Source organism: Anaeromusa sp., assembly GCF_028691475.1.
In the GTDB taxonomy this organism is placed as follows: Bacteria; Bacillota; Negativicutes; order Anaeromusales; family Anaeromusaceae; genus Anaeromusa.
In genome coordinates, this window is record NZ_JAQUZF010000054.1 from 1 (window position 1) to 16,745 (window position 16,745).

Annotated in this window: 10 protein-coding genes; all 10 read left to right on the forward strand. The window is 53.8% G+C overall.

The window, feature by feature from the left end:
* Positions 1-1,430 (forward strand): glycogen/starch/alpha-glucan family phosphorylase (gene glgP, locus PHF27_RS08445; RefSeq protein WP_300068490.1); only part of this gene is annotated, 1,430 nt, incomplete at its 5' end.
* Between the two features lie 29 nt (positions 1,431-1,459).
* Positions 1,460-3,397, forward strand: coding sequence for a 1,4-alpha-glucan branching protein GlgB (gene glgB / locus PHF27_RS08450; protein WP_300068493.1), 1,938 nt, complete (start codon positions 1,460-1,462; stop codon positions 3,395-3,397).
* The gene (locus PHF27_RS08455; protein ID WP_300068498.1) at positions 3,390-4,610 is read left to right on the forward strand and encodes a glucose-1-phosphate adenylyltransferase; all 1,221 of its coding nucleotides are present in this window, start codon (positions 3,390-3,392) and stop codon (positions 4,608-4,610) included. The genes glgB and PHF27_RS08455 overlap by 8 nt, the downstream gene beginning before the upstream one ends.
* Positions 4,610-5,728, forward strand: a complete 1,119-nt coding sequence (glgD, locus tag PHF27_RS08460; RefSeq protein ID WP_300068501.1) for a glucose-1-phosphate adenylyltransferase subunit GlgD — start codon at positions 4,610-4,612, stop codon at positions 5,726-5,728. The genes PHF27_RS08455 and glgD overlap by 1 nt, the downstream gene beginning before the upstream one ends.
* 3 nt (positions 5,729-5,731) lie before the next feature.
* Complete coding sequence (gene glgA, locus PHF27_RS08465) at positions 5,732-7,165, forward strand: glycogen synthase GlgA (RefSeq protein ID WP_300068504.1); 1,434 nt, start codon at positions 5,732-5,734, stop codon at positions 7,163-7,165.
* 150 nt (positions 7,166-7,315) lie between these two features.
* Positions 7,316-10,804: a 4-alpha-glucanotransferase gene (gene malQ / locus PHF27_RS08470; RefSeq protein WP_300068507.1), complete on the forward strand. Its 3,489-nt coding sequence runs from the start codon at positions 7,316-7,318 to the stop codon at positions 10,802-10,804.
* Positions 10,805-10,886: 82 nt separating this feature from the next.
* Entirely contained in the window at positions 10,887-11,465 is a 579-nt protein-coding gene (locus PHF27_RS08475) for a biotin transporter BioY (protein WP_300068509.1), read from the forward strand.
* 207 nt (positions 11,466-11,672) lie between these two features.
* Positions 11,673-13,010 (forward strand): hemolysin family protein, encoded by a 1,338-nt coding sequence (locus tag PHF27_RS08480; protein WP_300068518.1) that lies wholly within the window; start codon positions 11,673-11,675, stop codon positions 13,008-13,010.
* Positions 13,011-13,163: 153 nt separating this feature from the next.
* On the forward strand, positions 13,164-14,348 hold the full coding sequence (locus PHF27_RS08485; RefSeq protein ID WP_300068512.1) for an aldo/keto reductase: 1,185 nt from the start codon (positions 13,164-13,166) through the stop codon (positions 14,346-14,348).
* Positions 14,349-14,367: 19 nt separating this feature from the next.
* Positions 14,368-16,745: ATP-dependent helicase HrpB (hrpB, locus tag PHF27_RS08490; protein ID WP_300068515.1), on the forward strand; the 2,378-nt coding region annotated here is incomplete at its 3' end.

Here is a 16,745-nt window from a genome sequence, read left to right on the forward strand (position 1 = left end):
GCATGGGTTGGAATGAAGCCTGGGATATAACCATTCGTACGGTGTCTTATACTAACCATACGATTTTGCCGGAAGCCTTAGAAAGCTGGCCGGTGGATATGTTTGCCACGCTGCTGCCCAGGGTGTACCAGATTGTGGAGGAAATTAACCGCCGCTACTGTGCGCGTCTGATAGACCGTTTTCCGGGGGATGATGAAAAAATCCGACGCATGGCGATTATTGCCGAAGGCATGGTGCATATGGCAAGACTGGCGGTGCTTGGCAGCTACAGTGTCAACGGCGTGGCTGCCATTCATACGGATATTTTAAAACAGCATCTTTTTAATGATTTTTGGAAGGAAACACCCCATAAGTTCAACAACAAGACGAACGGCATTACGCATCGCCGCTGGCTGCTTAAAGCCAATCCTCGTCTTTCCAATTTGATTACAGAAACCATTGGCGATTCGTGGATCTATCACCCTACGGATCTGGGGCGGCTGGCGCATAAGCGGCATGACGCAGGGCTGTTGGCCGAACTAGATCGGGTGAAAAAGGCCAATAAGCTGGATCTGGCTGACTTTGTGAAGCGCCAGTACGGCGTATCCATTGATCCAGAATCTATTTACGATGTGCATATTAAACGGATTCACGCCTATAAACGGCAAACGCTAAACATTCTTCACGTGATTCATCTTTATAACCAACTGCAGGAGAACCCGGATTTAGACATGGTGCCGCGGACCTTTTTCTTTGGCGGCAAGGCGGCGCCAAGCTACAACACGGCTAAACAAGTAATTAAGCTGATCAACGAAGTGGCGGACAAAGTCAACAGCGATCAGCGCATTGATGGCAAGCTAAAGATCGTCTTCCTGGAAAATTATTCGGTTTCTTTGGGAGAAAAGGTGTTTCCGGCCGCCGATGTGAGCGAACAGATTTCTACAGCCAGCAAGGAAGCGTCTGGGACGGGAAATATGAAGTTCATGATGAACGGGGCGGTCACTATCGGCACGCTGGATGGGGCTAATGTAGAAATTGCCGAGGAAGTGGGAAATGAAAACATTTTCATCTTTGGCTTGAAGGCGGAGGAAGTCTTTCAGTATTACGCCCAAGGAGGCTATAACGCCTGGGATATTTACAACAGCGACGCTCGAGTTCGACAAGTTATTGATCAGATCATGAGAGGCGTTTATGACGGCGGGGATTCGTACAAGTTGTTGATGGATTTGCTTTTGGGGCATAATGACCAGTTCTTTGTGCTGCGTGATTTTGACGCCTATGCGGCGGCGCAGCAGCGCCTGGATACTGCTTATCGCGACCGCGAGGGGTGGCTGCGTCGCAGTTTGATGAACATTGCCATGTCCGGCGTGTTTTCCAGCGATCGCACCATTGATGAATACGCCAAAGCGATCTGGAAAATTCGTCCGGTGGAAATACTGCAAGGATCGTAGCAAGAGCAGAATGGGAAAGGAGGGCGTGTATGACACCTTCGCCTTTATCCAAAGACAATCTCTATCTATTCAATGAAGGAACGCAGTATCGCGCCTATAAAATGTTGGGAGCGCATTGCCTCAAACAAGACGGCGTGGACGGGGTGCGCTTTGCCTTATGGGCGCCGCATGCCAAATTGGTGCAGTTGGTAGGGGATTTCAACGCCTGGGAAGGCCAGCACCATGCGATGAAGTTCCATCCTCGCTCAGGAGTATGGCAGCTTTTTGTGCCGCAAGCTCGCGCGGGCATGGCTTATAAGTATGTTATCCATGCCGCTAACGGCGAAGTGCTGGAAAAAAGCGACCCTTATGCCGTCCATGCGGAGACGCCGCCCAAGTCAGCTTCGGTGGTGTGGGAACTTGGCGGCTACGAATGGCAGGATGAACCTTGGCAAAAGCAGAAAAAACAGCACAATATTTATGAATCGCCGGTGCTCATTTATGAGGTTCACTTGGGTTCTTGGCGCCGCGCGACGGAGGGGCGGCCGCTGACGTACCGGGAACTGGCGGAGCAGCTGGTGCCATATGCGGCGGAAATGGGCTATACTCATATCGAGCTGCTGCCGTTGGCGGAGCATCCCTTTGACGGCTCTTGGGGGTATCAGATTACCGGCTTCTTTGCGGTGACCAGCCGTTATGGAACGCCGCAGGACTTTATGTATTTTGTGGATTGCTGCCACCAGCAAGGACTTGGGGTGATCATGGACTGGGTGCCGGGGCATTTTTGCCGCGACGGCCATGGCTTACGGTGTTTTGACGGTACGCCTCTTTATGAGCACCCGGATCCGATGCAGGGTGAAAATGAAGGTTGGGGCACCTGCAATTTTGATTATGGACGACCAGAGGTCAAAAGCTTTTTGATTTCCAACGCCCTTTTTTGGCTGGATGTCTATCATATCGACGGCCTGCGAGCGGACGCGGTAGCCAATATTTTGTACCTGGATTACGGGCGCAAGAAAGGGCAATGGCGGCCGAATCGCTACGGCGGCAACGGCAATCTCGAGGGCATGGCGCTTTTGCGGCAGACCAATGAAACGGTGTTTCGGGAGTATCCGCAGACCCTGATGATGGCCGAGGAATCGACCTCTTGGCCCATGGTTTCCTGGCCTACGGATTGCGGCGGTCTGGGGTTCAACTTCAAATGGAATATGGGCTGGATGAATGACATGCTCCGTTATATGGAGCTGGATCCGATTCATCGCAAGTGGTACCATAATTTACTGACGTTTTCCTTGATGTACGCTTTTACGGAGAATTTCGTACTGCCTTTGTCTCATGACGAGGTGGTGCACGGGAAAAAGTCGCTCTTAAATAAAATGCCTGGCGATTATTGGCAAAAATTCGCTAATCTTCGTGCCTTCTATGCGTATTGGCTGGCGCATCCCGGGAAGAAGCTGCTTTTTATGGGCTGCGAGTTTGGCCAGTTTATCGAGTGGAAGCATGACGACAGTCTAGACTGGCATTTACTCGATTATCCTCAGCATCAGGCGGTGCATCACTGCGTGCGGGAATTGAACCGCTTTTATCGTCAACACGCTGCTTTTTGGGAAAATGACGATGATTGGGACGGCTTTTCTTGGCTGGACTGCCAGGATTACGAACACAGCGTAATTTCGTTTTTGCGGCGGGATCGTCAAGGGGGAACGGTTCTCGTGGTTTGTAATTTTACCCCAGTGGTGCACGAAGGCTATCGCATCGGCGTTCCTGCGCCGGGAGAATACCACGAAGTATTCAATACCGATGCCGGATGTTTCGGAGGCTCCGGCCAAGGCAACGGTGTATTGCGCTCGGAACCGATACCCTGGCATAGTCAGGATTGTTCATTGGCATTGCGCCTACCGCCTTTGGCGACAGTATATTTACGGCTCCATACAGTTAAAGAAGAGCAAGAAACGACCGAGGATACGAGGGGGAATGGCTATGTCTAGAAGAGAGTGTGTCGCCATGCTCCTGGCAGGGGGCCAGGGCACGCGTCTGGGGAATTTGACGAAGCAGATTGCCAAACCAGCAGTACCCTTTGGAGGGAAATATCGGATCATCGATTTCACTCTTAGTAATTGCCATAATTCCGGTATTGATACGGTGGGCGTGTTGACGCAGTACAAGCCGTTGGCGCTCAATGCTTATATCGGTATTGGCAGCGATTGGGACTTGGACCGGCGCGATGGAGGCGTCTTCGTTTTGCCGCCTTATATGAGCGAAGAAGGCGGCCAGTGGTACAAAGGAACCGCAGACGCCATTTATCAGAATTTAAACTTTTTGGAGCAGATGAATCCAGAGTATGTGCTGATCCTATCGGGCGACCATATTTATAAGATGAACTATGCGAAAATGCTGGCCTTTCATAAAGAGGAGCAGGCGGATGTGACCATTGCGGTAATTCCGGTTCCTTGGGAAGATGCTAGTCGCTTTGGTATTATGTCGACCGATGAAAACGCTCGTATTGTTGAATTTGCAGAAAAGCCCAAGGAACCGAAAAGTAATTTGGCTTCCATGGGTATCTATATTTTCTCGTGGGCGGTTTTGCGGCGTTATTTGCAAGAAGACGCGGAATTGGCTGACTCGTGCCATGATTTCGGAAAAAACGTCATTCCGGCTATGCTTAAAGGGCGCAAGCGCTTGATGGCGTATGCCTTTGAAGGGTATTGGAAAGACGTCGGTACGGTGGAAAGCTATTGGCAGGCGAATATGGATTTGCTAGAGGAAAAGCCATCGTTGGATTTGTTTGATACCTCTTGGCGCATCTACTCGGTTAATCCGGCGCGACCGCCGCACTATCTAGGACCGAACGCCAAGGTGAAGCGTTCTTGCATTAACGAAGGCTGCCAGATTTTTGGCGAAGTGGAACACTCGGTGGTTTTCCCCAATGTAGTGATCGAGAAGGGCGCCGTGGTGCGAGATTCCATTCTCATGCCTGGCGTGTATATTGGCGCTGGGTGCCGCGTGGAAAAAGCCGTAGTTGGCCGTCAGGTTCGCCTGGGGGACAATTGCCGCATTGGCACCCCTGTGAATGCGAAAGGGCGGCGGGATATCGTCGTTATTGCGGAGAAGCTCAAGCTGCCGGCGGAAACCGTAGTCGATAAGACGCTGTCTTGCTATACGGAACTGGCTTGCGCGTTGGCCGGAAGGGAGGGGAAATAATGGACTTGATGGCAATCATCAATCTGAATGAGATGGATGACTTGGTCAGTGAGCTGACCCACAACCGACCGTTAGGAGCCATTCCCTTCGCCGGGCGGTATCGGTTGATTGACTTTGCTCTTTCCAATATAGTGAATTCCGGCGTCGGCAATGTAGGGGTGCTGTTGGGACATAAATACCGCTCCGTAGTGGATCATCTTCGTTCCGGCAAGGAGTGGGATTTAGCCCGTAAACGGGAGGGGTTGGTGCTTTTGCCGCCAGCCTACGCCACGTATCCCCGTTATATGGCGTATCGGGGGGATGTGGAAAATTTCCACGCCAACCTGGAATATTTGCGCTTCAGCCGGCAAAAATATGTAGTTATCGCCGGGTCGGAGGCGGTTTGCAATATTGATTTCCGTCCTGTTTTGGAATATCACCAAAGCTGTCATGCGGATGTAACCGTAGTGTATAGTAAGCGCAACTGCAAGGATCATGATTGCAACGGGGCGCTAATGCTGGAGATGGATCATTGCGGTCGCATCTGGGACATGCATGTATCCGGCGGTGCGGCTTCGGAAGATCGTATGGCTTTAGGCATGTTTTTGCTGGAGCGGGAGCTGTTGATCGAATTGATTGAGGCGACTTCGTCGCGAGGCGGCTATGATTTTGTTAAACACTGCCTGATCAGCAATCTCAACGAGCTGGATATGTTCGGCTGGATGTATGACGGCTATGTGGCGCGGGTCAATTCGGTGTCCACCTATTTTCAACATTCCATGGAACTGTTGAAGCCGCCCATTTGGCAGGATTTGTTTGGACGCTGCGGCAATATTTACACCAAGGTCAAAGACGAGCCGCCGGCTCAGTATACAGAAGCCGCCCAGGTTACCAACTCTATGGTTGCTAACGGCTGCTATATTGACGGCGTTGTGGAGAACTCCATTCTTTTCCGTGGCGTTTCCGTAGCCAAAGGCGCGGTTGTGCGCAATAGCATTGTTATGCAAAAAGGCGTGATTGGCGAGAATTCTCGTCTTGATTATGTAGTGTGTGACAAAAATGTAAATGTTTCTGCAGGGAAAACGCTCAAGGGAGAAGAAAATCATCCTGTTGTCATTCGCAAGGGAAGGAAGGTGTAAACGATGATGAAAGTGCTTTGCGTTGCCTCTGAGGCGGTTCCGTTTATCAAAACAGGGGGCTTGGCGGATGTTATTGGTTCGCTGCCCCAGGAACTGCACAAACATAAGGTGGATGTGCGGGTGGTGCTGCCTTTATATGAGGATATTCCGCAAGAGTTTGTTTCGCAGATGGAATTGGTGGCGGAGCTGAGCGTGCCGGTGTCCTGGCGACAGCAGTATTGCGGCGTGAAGAAACTAGTATATCAAGGCGTTACCTTCTATTTTTTAGATAATGAGTATTATTTCAAACGCCCGGGGCTTTATGGGTATTTTGACGATGCAGAGCGCTTTGCTTGGTTTGCGCGGGCGGTGCTGGAAATGCTGCCTGTTTTAGATTTTCAGCCGGATGTGCTGCATTGTCACGACTGGCATGCAGCATTGGCGGTGGTGTACCTGCGCAGTCTGTATCGGGATGAGGCTTTTTATCAAGGCATGAAGACTCTCTTCACCATTCATAACCTGCGTTATCAAGGCGTTTTCGGCCGCGAAATTCTTGGCGATATCTTGGGCTTGGGCGAGGATGTCTATGACGAAGCTTTGGAATTCAATCAAGCCGTCAATTTGATGAAAGGCGCTCTTGTTTATGCGGACCGCATTTCCACGGTCAGCTGCAGCTATGCCGAGGAAATTCAGCAGGCTTATTACGGCGAAGGGCTGGACGGATTGCTGCGGCAGCGCCAGGAAAATTTGGAAGGGATTGTGAATGGTATTGACTATGCCAGCTACGATCCGCAGAAAGACGCCCATGTGTTTGTAAATTACGATGCAGACCATCTGCTGGCAAGACGCGAGAACAAAGCGCGCTTGCAGGATCGGCTGGGTCTGCCTGTACGGCGGGATGTGCCTCTTGTCGCGATTGTATCTCGGCTGGTAGCTCCTAAAGGGTTGGATCTAATTGGACATATTCTAGGAGAATTGGTTGCTGGCGAAGACTTGCAAGTGGTGGTGTTGGGAACCGGCGATGCGCAGTACGAAAAAATGTTCCAGCAAATGGCCTGGGATCATCCAAATAAAGTGTCTGTGAACATTTTCTTTGACGAGACTTTGGCTAGGCAGATTTATGCTGCGGCGGACCTGTTTTTGATGCCGTCTCAGTTTGAGCCTTGCGGCATTGGGCAGATGATCGCCTTGCGCTACGGCGCCATTCCGATCGCCCGCGAAACAGGGGGACTGAAGGATACCGTGTTTTCCTTTAATAAGTACACCGGGAGAGGGAACGGTTTTACCTTTGCCAATTACAATGCCCATGACATGCTGTATACGATCAAGCGGGCGTTGAACTATTTTTACGACAAGCCTGTTTGGGAAAAAATTGTGCGTAATGCTATGAACTGCGATTATAGTTGGGGCGCATCGGCTAAAAAATACGTGGAAGTGTATCGCAACTTGCTGCGGTAGAGCTACTGTAAAGAAGTATAGGCAATTTAGCAGGGAACCACTGATTTCGGAAACACTCCGTCCGGCGCAGCATGCTGTGGCCGCCTTGGCGCGAGAGTTGCTAGAATCAGTGGTTCCTTAAAAATAAGCGGGAGAAACGAGGCTGAGATCATGGCTGGTAATGAACAAACTGCAGCCGCTTGGATGTATCATCATAGCTGGCGAAGCGAATTTCGCCAGCCTTTTGGCGCTGTTTGCTGCGGCGCCAAAGTACGTCTGGCTTTTCAGACGCCGACGGCGGAAACGCTGCGCAAAGTCACCCTGCGGTTGTGGCTGCAAGGGCAGGGGGAACGGTTGGTACCGCTGGAGGATGTCGGCGCAGGCTGCTGGCAGGTGGAATACGAAACGCCGGCGGAACCGGGCTGGCTTTGGTATCATTTTATTGCCGAGGAAATGAATGGAACAGTTTGGTATTATGGCGCCAGTGAAGACGGTCTGGGCGGGCTTGGTTATCGTCGTTCGCAGGCAGGGCCTCGTTCTTGGCAGATTACGGTGCATCAGCAGCAAGTGGCCCCGTCTTGGTTGACCGACGGCGTCATCTATCAAATTTTCCCGGATCGTTTCTGCAACGGCCATGAACAAGGCGAGATCCGCGGCGCGCAGCCGGGAAGCCTTTTGCACGCTCATTGGGAGGATGTGCCGTTTTATGTGCGGGATGTGGATACAGGCCATATGGTAGCGTATGATTTCTTTGGGGGCAATTTGGAAGGTATTTGCAGCAAATTGTCCTATTTGGCGGATTTGGGAGTGACCATTCTCTACCTGAATCCGGTCTTTTTATCGGCAAGCAATCATCGTTATGACGTGGCGGACTATCATCAAATTGATCCGATGTTAGGAGAAACGAAGGATTTGGTACGGCTGTGCAAGCAGGCGAAAGCTTTAGGCATGCATGTGATTCTAGACGGCGTATTCAGCCACACCGGCAGTGATAGCGTATATTTTAACAAGGAAGGGCGTTTTTCCGGCGTCGGCGCTTATCAGTCCAAGGAATCTCCGTACTATCCCTGGTATCGCTTCAAAGACTATCCGGAAGAGTATGAAGCTTGGTGGGGCATCGGTACAATGCCTAATGTGGACGAGGTTAACGAAAGCTATCTGGATTTTATTATCCGCGGTGACGACAGTGTTCTGCGGCGTTGGCTGCGCTGCGGCGTCAAAGGATGGCGTCTGGATGTGGTGGATGAATTGCCAGACGCTTTTTTGGAAGAGTTTTATCGGGTGTTGAAGGAAGAGGACCCGGAGGCGGTTCTGATCGGCGAAGTGTGGGAGGATGCCTCGCGCAAGGAGAGCTATGGGCAAATGCGCCGATATTTGCTGGGGGACGAACTGGATTCCACCATGAACTATCCCTTTCGTAAAGTCTTGCTGGAGTTCTTCTTGGGGCGGGCGACGGCAGAGCGCACGTTGAATGTGTTGCGTTCCTTGCAGGAAAACTATCCGACGCCCCATTTTTATGGCGCTATGAACTTAGTCGGCAGTCACGATGTGCCGCGTATTTTGACGGAATTGGGCGAAGCCCCGCCTGGAGAGTCGCTGAGTGAAAAAGAGCGAGCTTTTTATCGCTTGCCCGAAGAACAGCGCCTTTTGGCATTGCAGCGCTATCGCATTTTAGTCTTGTGGCAGATGACTTTTCCAGGCGTGCCCAGCGTCTATTACGGCGATGAGGCGGGCGTGGAAGGGTATCGCGATCCTTTCAACCGGGGGACTTTTCCCTGGGGCCGTGAGGATGAGGAATTACTGGCTTGGCATCGCGCCTTGATTCATCTGCGTCAGAGCCATGCTGCGCTGCGTCGCGGTTTTTGGCTGCCTTTAGAATGCGGCCAAGAGGATGTACTGGCCTTTTTGCGCACGATCGAGAACGGACAAGATGCCTTAGGCGGCCAAGGGGAAGAGGAAGTCCTGCTGGTAGCTGTCAACCGCCACGAGACGGAGGAACGCTGGCTGACGGTGACCGATGAAGTTCGCTTCAAGGGGCGCTTTGTGTCGTTAGTGGATGAAACACAGCAGCCGGTAGCTGCCCGGGACGGCGTGGTGACCTTGCGCCTGCCGCCCTTGTCCGGCGTGGTGCTGCAACGCGAAGAGGCTTCGGTGCTGCCGCGCAGCGCGGGACTGCTGCTGCATCCTACCTCTTTGCCTGGACCGTACGGCGGCGGTGATTTGGGACCGGAAGCGAGAAAGTTTGTTGACTTTTTGGCGCGCGCCGGCCAGTCTTGGTGGCAACTGCTGCCCCTCAATCAGCCGGGACCGGCCAGTTGCGGTTCGCCCTATCAAGCGTTGTCCGCTTTTGCAGGCAACGTGGCTTTGCTATCGCCAGATGATTTAGTGGCTGACGGCTGGTTGACGCAGGCGGATTTGGAGCCGCTTCCGAAAGGGGGGGCTGGTGTTTATGATTGGGAAGTCGTTACAGCCTACAAAGAACAGTTGGTGTGGCGGGCTTTTGAACGGTTGCAGCCGGAATGGGCGGCTGCGCCGGACTATGAGACGTTTTTCCAGTGCCAGGGAGACTGGCTGAAGGATTACGCTTTATTTCGGGCGGCTAAGAACCGCTACAAGGGACTTCCTTGGACGCAATGGCCGCAAGGGCTGCGCGAGAGACGGCCGGTAGCCCTGGATGAATTGCGGCGCCAAGAAGGGGCGGCCATTGACCTGTATCAGTTCGAACAGTATCTCTTTTTTAAGCAGGCCCGGCGTTTGCGGGAATACGCTAACAAACAAGGCGTAAAGCTTTTGGGCGACTTGCCGTTGTATGTAGCTCATGACAGCAGCGATGTGTGGAGTCGGCAGCAATATTTTCTGCTGGATGGAGAGGGGGAGCCTGTCGGCGTAGCCGGTGTGCCGCCGGATTATTTCAGCAAGGACGGGCAGCTTTGGGGCAACCCTCTTTATGATTGGAAGGCCATGGAACAGCAAAACTATCGCTGGTGGCGCCGGCGCTTGGAAGTGGTGCTGGAATTGACAGACTGGGTTCGACTGGATCATTTTCGGGGAATTGAAGCCTACTGGGATGTGCCGGCGACAGCTGAAACGGCGGTGTCCGGGCGTTGGCAGCCGGGACCGGGCGCCTCCTTGCTGGCGGCATTGCGTCAAGAAGAAGGCGTACTGCCTCTTGTTGCGGAAGACTTGGGAATTATTACGCCGGAAGTGGATGCTTTAAAAGAAGCGTTTTCGCTGCCTGGCATGGCGGTGCTGCAGTTTGCCTTTCGCCAGACGGAAGAAGGAGTCAAAAACCCGTTGGTGTCGCGCAATACAATTGTTTACACAGGCACCCATGATAATGATACAAGTCGCTCCTGGTTTGAAACGCTGGCCCGCCAAGACCCGGGGCTGGCTTCGGACATTGCTCGCTTGCTGCAGGTGCGGGGCGGAGGCGTAGAAGCGGTTGTACGGGCATTAGTTCGTTATGCCTATGCTTGTGACGGGGATGTAACTATTTTGCCGGTACAGGACGTGCTAGGCTTGGGGCGTGAGGGACGCATGAATGTGCCTGGCGTGGCGAAAGGCAACTGGAGCTGGCGTTTGTCGCCGGGAGCGCTTGGGGAACGCCAGGCGGTCTGGTTGGCGGAATTGTGCGAGCAATATGGTCGGACTGAACGTTAACCATTTTACTTGGCGATGTTTACGAAACTTTCCCAGTGTGCTATGATACAAGAAAAAGTATGCATATCCGGGGGGAGTTAGTATGAAATTAGCTTTGCGGGAACAAATCTTGATTGCCTTGTTTGCGGCATTGACGGCTATTGGCGCGTTTATCCAAATTCCTACGCCGCTAGTTCCTTTTACGCTGCAATATCTGTTTTGCGCGTATTCCGGCGTGATGCTGGGTTCAAAAAAGGGTTTGTATGCGCAACTTTTATATGTAGGGATTGGCTTGATCGGTATTCCTATTTTCACTAAAGGCGGCGGACCTTCGTATGTATTGCAGCCGACCTTTGGCTATCTTCTTGGTTTTATCGCTTGCGCGTATGTGGTGGGGCTGTTGACGGAGCGCCAGGAAAAGCTGCGCTTAGTTCCCACCATGCTGGCTCTTTTGGCTGGACTGACTGTGTTGTATGCAGCTGGCGTGCTCTATCTCTATGGAATCGTTAATTTTTATCTGGGTAAATCCATGTCCATGCAGGGCGCTTTGGCGGCTGGATTCCTACCGTACATCACGGCTGACTTCATTTTAAGCGTTCTGATCGCAGTGACTTCCATCAAAGTGATGCCGGTGTTGCGGCGTACCGGTCTTGTGCAGGCGACGCTCAGTAAGTCGGCTTGAGAACGGAACACAGCGTAAAGCAGCATGATATTGCGAGAGAAAGCCAGCCTGAGGCGCAAGGCGCTGTAGGCTGGCTTCTTTGCGGCTGTTATGTCTATTTCTTATTTCGGTTAGACATGGTATAATATTTGGTAATAAAAAATATGGAATATCAAGGAGGTGAACCTATGCCGTCGTTGGCGTAAGCCGACGAGGGCTGGGGAAGGGTTGGACCCTGCGTCGTTTATCGGGAATTTGCTGTTAGTTTTGTTTTTGGTGTTTTTGAATGGTTTTTTTGTGGCCGCGGAGTTTGCTATGGTCAAGGTGCGCAGTACGCGCCTTGATACGCTGCTGCAGGAGGGCAATGGGCAGGCGAAGATGGCCAGGCAGCTGGTAGATCATTTGGATGCCTATTTGTCCGCGTGTCAGCTGGGGATTACCTTGGCTTCTCTGGGACTTGGCTGGGTGGGAGAACCGGCGGTGGCTTCGATGATCACGCCGGTGTTGACAGAGCTCGGTTTGCCGACCGCAGCCATTCATACTATTTCTTTTGGTTTAGCTTTTTCTTTTATTACGGCGCTCCACATTATTATTGGCGAGCTGGCGCCTAAATCGCTGGCCATCCAAAAGGCGGAAAGCGTAACGTTGTTGGTGGCCTGGCCTTTGCGCGCGTTTTATCGCTTGATGTACCCTTTTATTTGGGCTTTGAATTCTACGGCTAATGCACTTTTGCGCCTGGGCGGCATTTCCCTGGCGAACGAGCAGGATGCGGCTCACACGGAAGAAGAAATTCGTATTTTGATGGAAGAAAGCCATCGGCAAGGATATATTGATCGGACTGAGCTGACCTTTGTCGATAATATTTTTGATTTTGCCGAGCGCAATGTGCGCGACGTCATGGTGCCGCGTACGGATATGGTGTGCTTGTATCTGCAGGACGATTTCGCTATCAGCTTGGATACGGCGGTGGAAGAAAAGCTGACAAGGTATCCGGTATGCGATCCGGACAAAGATCATATCGTGGGTTTTGTGCATATCAAGGATATGCTGCAGGCGGTAGCTAGACAGGAGCAGCCTGCGCTGCGGGATATGATGCGACAGGTGTTGTCGGTGCCGGAGTCTATGCCGCTAAGCGATTTGCTGCGCCTGCTGCAGCGGAAGAAGCTGCAGTTGGCGATTGTGGTGGACGAGTATGGCGGTACTGCTGGTCTTGTGACGGTTGAAGACATTTTGGAAGAAATCGTGGGTGAAATTCAAGACGAGTTTGACGAGGAACGCCCAGCCATTGAAATGCGCGGCGAAGACTTGTTCTCTGTAGACGGTCGGCTGATTTTGGATGAAGTCAACGACGCCCTGGGGGCGCATCTGGAATCGGAAGATGTTGATACCTTGGGCGGCTGGCTGTATTCGCGCGTGGAAATTCCGCCGCGGGTGGGACAGACCGTGCAGGAAGACGGATATATCTTTACGGTGGAAGAATGCGACGGCTCGCGGATCACCCGGGTATTGGTGCGATGCTTGCCGCCAATTACGGAGGAAGACGAGAGCGCTTCCAAAAATTCTTAGGTGGAAATTTAAAGAAGGAAAGCCTTTGCATGGTAACGAAGGCTTTCCTTCTTTGCCTATGCGGAGAATCATTGGATGCCTAAGCGACAGAGGCGGATGTTGATAAACTTGTTTCGTTGATTTCGCAAGGCGAAAATAAAGGAGGCGTTTAGGATGCAAAGGTTGTCTGGCAGAGCTGCTAGCGAAGCAACACGGGCGTTAGCTGCTCGCAACGGGGAAGGACGGTATCGCCGTCTGGGACGCAGCGCCTTGTGGGTTAGTCAGGCTGGTTTTGGCAGTTATCGGGTAGATGCGGCGGTGGCAGCGCATAAAGAGGCCTTGCGGGCGGCGTTGCAAAGCGGTATTAACCTCATTGATACTAGCGCCAACTACGCAGATGGCGGCTCAGAGCGTCTCATTGGCGAAGTGCTGACGGAGATGGTTTCTACTGGCGCTGTGCGTCGGGACGAAGTGGTGCTTATTTCTAAAGTCGGTTACTTGCAAAACAGCAATCTTCGGCTGCGCCAAGAACGGCAGCAGGCAGGCAAGGATTTTCCGGAGGTAGTTCCTTATGCGCCGACCTTGGAACATTGCATTCATCCGGACTTTTTAGAGGAACAGCTGGAGCTCAGTCTGCAGCGGCTGCAGATAAGCTGCTTGGATGGATTTTTGCTGCACAATCCGGAATACTATCTTTTATGGGCTTTGCAGCAAGGCGGTGACGCTGCAACGGCGCGGGCGGAGTATGTGCGCCGCCTGCGGCAAGCTGTTTCTTGGCTGGAAAAAGCAGTGCGGCAAGGGCGTATTGCTTGGTATGGAGTCAGCTCCAACACCTTTCCGAGGCCTGCAGGCGATCCGCAGCGGACGCCGTTGGACGAACTATGGCAAGCGGCTTCTTTGGCCGGCGGTGCAGGGCATCATTTTGGCTTTATTCAATTTCCGTGCAACCTCTTGGAACCGGCGGCGGCAATGCTGCCAGCGTGGCCTCAGGAGCGGACGCTGCTAGAGTATGCCGCTGCCTTGGATTTGGGCGTGTTGATCAATCGGCCTTTAAACGCCATTCAAGAAGGCGATTTGGTTCGCTTGGATGAAGACGTATATGACGCAGAAGGGCGGGCGGCGGCGCGGCGGTTTTATGAAGACGCGGCGCAGCTTAACTCGTCCTGGGGAGAAGCGCCTCACCTGCGTCATTTGGCGCTGCGGGCTTTGCGGTCAGCGCAGGGGGTAAGCGCCGTCTTGGTGGGCATGCGCCGGACAGCCTATGTGGCCGATGTGATGGCCGAGTTGGAACGTAAGGCGCCTGAGCGCAGCGATAGAGAAATCTGGAAGCGAGTTAAAGCGTTGCGGGCAAGAACGTAGTGGAGAGGACAACTGGCCAATGAAGGGGAAAGGGGACACCTTGCCAATTGACGAAGTGCTGCCGCAACTGCAGGAAGTGCTGCGGCGGCAAACCCGGGCTGTCCTTGTGGCGCCTCCTGGCGCTGGCAAGACGACCAGGGTGCCGCTGGCTTTACTAGAGGAGCCATGGCTGCGCGGCCAACGATTGTTGTTGCTGGAGCCGAGACGTTTGGCGGCGCGAGCGGCGGCTAGGCAGATGGCGCGCCTTTTGGGAGAGGAGCCTGGGGAAACGGTGGGCTGGCGCATGCGCCATGACAGCCGGGTCAGCGCCAAAACGCGGCTGGAAGTGATTACCGAAGGCGTCTTGACGCGGATGCTGCAGGAAGATGCTTCCCTGCCTGGGGTTGGCGCTGTTGTATTTGATGAATTTCATGAGCGTAGTTTGCAGGCGGATGTAGGTTTGGCTTTTTGTCTGCAAAGTCAGGCTGTCTTGCGGGAAGATTTGCGCTTGGTGGTGATGTCGGCAACGCTGGCGGCGCAAAAGGTGGCGGCTCTTTTAGGGCAAGCGCCGGTTATTGTCAGCGAGGGCCGGCTGTTTCCTGTTGCTGTGCACCGCGTGGGACGCCAGGACAAGCTGACTTTAGAAGAGAATGTAGCAGAGGCTGTCCGCAAGGCGCTGGCGCAAGAAGCAGGGGATGTGCTGGTGTTTTTGCCGGGAGCTCCTGAAATCCGGCGCACGGCAGCTTTGCTTGCAGGTCTTGCGGCAGAGGTTAAGGTGCTGCCGTTATATGGGCGGTTGTCCGGATCGGCGCAGGATGAAGCATTGCTGCCTGCGCCTCGGGGAAGCCGTAAAGTCGTACTGGCTACGTCTTTGGCGGAAACCAGCTTGACCGTGGAAGGCGTCCGGGTGGTTGTCGACAGCGGCCGCATGCGGGTGCCGCGTTTTTCGCTGCGCAGCGGCTTGACACGGCTGGAAACGGTGCAGGTTACGGCTGATGCGGCGTTGCAGCGACGAGGCCGCGCGGGAAGGCTGGCTCCGGGAAGCTGCTATTGCCTGTGGAATGAGCGTGAAGAAGCTTTGTTTATAGCGGAACGGACGCCGGAACTTCTGGAAAGCGATTTGGCGGCGCTGGCGCTGGAGTTGGCGCTTTGGGGCGTTAAAGAACCGCGGGAATTAGCGTGGCTTGACGAACCGCCGGCGGAAGCCTTTGCGCAGGGGCGGCAGCTGCTGGAAGGACTAGGGGCGCTGGATGCTGCTGGCGCGGTGACCGCTTATGGTCGCCGTTTGGCGTTGCTGGGCCTGCCGCCGCGTCTGGCGCACATGGTGCTCCAAGGGACAGAGCTGGCTTTAGGAGCAACCGCGTGTTTGCTTGCGGCTCTTTTGACGGAAGGAGAAATCGCGCAGGCGGATGTAACGGCGGTGGTGGCGGAAGCAGCTCAGCACGAAAAGAATCCTCTAGCCGGGCAACGCCTTGTCTGGCGGGCGGCGGCCCGCTATGCACGGGCCGCCGGTGTGCCCCGCGGTGAAAGTGTAAAACCGGAGCAATGCGGCCTTCTTTTGGCGTTGGCTTTTCCGGAGCGTTTGGGACAAAACCGCGGGGACGGTAAGTTTTTGTTGGGCAATGGACGCGGCGCTTATCTTCCTAAAGGACATCCTTTGACGTGGGCGACCTATGTAGTGGCGGTAGAAGTGGATGATAGCGGCAGAGACGGTCGCATCTTTCAGGCTGTTGCGGTGGAGATACATGAGGTGAGGCGTGTGTTAGCCGGGCAAATACGCCAAGAAAGCCACGCTTTTTGGGATGCCGCGACGCGAAAAATTTGCGCTCGGGAAAAGGAATGCCTGGGCGCATTGGTGCTGAAGGAAGCGCCGACAGCGCCAACGTCGGCGCAGGTGCGCCAAGTTTTAAAAGCGGTGTTGCAGAGCGAGGGGCTGGCGAAGCTGCTTAACTGGACGCCGGCGGCGCAGCAGCTGCGGCAGCGACTGGCGTTTGTTCACCATTGGGATGCGCAAAAATGGCCGGATGTAAGCGAAAAAGCCCTTTTGGCGCGGACAGACGAATGGCTGGAACCGTTTTTGGGGCCGGAGCCGGATGGCTGCGCTTTGCAGCGTTTGGACTTACACCAAGCTTTATTGACGCTAGTCCCCTGGGATTTGCAGCGCTCTTTAGAGGAATGGGCGCCGGCGGCGGTGCGAATGCCGTCGGGGCGAAGCGTAGTGATTGATTACCAAGATGCGGCAGCCCCTTTTGTGGCCGTCAAGCTTCAGGAAGTCTTCGGCTGGCAGGAAGCACCCTGTTTGGCAGAGGGGCGAGTGCCGTTGACGCTGCAGCTTTTATCCCCGGCGCAGCGGCCGGTGCAGGTGACGCGCGACTTGGCCAGCTTTTGGCGGAACGGCTATTTTGCGGTGCGCAAGGA